Genomic DNA, 254 nt, shown 5'->3' on the forward strand with positions numbered 1-254 from the left:
CTTTAACTTCAGCCGGTGCTTTTGGTTTTAGTTCTTCTGTTGTACCTTGTTTGTACAGCTTCACGTTTACTGGTTTAATTTCGCTGTAATAGAACACCACTTCATTATCACCATCTACAACTTTATACTCCATTGCGGCCTTCTCTGGTTGAAAACCATGTACTTCAGGTGCGGTTACAGTTATTTCAGCACCTACATTACCTTTAACTTCAGCCGGTGCTTTTGGTTTTAGTTCTTCTGTTGTACCTTGTTTG

The 254-nt window shown here is 39.8% G+C and carries 1 protein-coding gene; it reads right to left on the reverse strand.

The window, feature by feature from the left end; genetic code table 11:
- A partial coding sequence (locus tag PPOP_RS23140; protein WP_042230283.1) for a hypothetical protein occupies positions 1-254 on the reverse strand: 254 nt, incomplete at both ends.

The organism is Paenibacillus popilliae ATCC 14706 (assembly GCF_000315235.1).
GTDB lineage: Bacteria > Bacillota > Bacilli > Paenibacillales > Paenibacillaceae > Paenibacillus_B > Paenibacillus_B popilliae.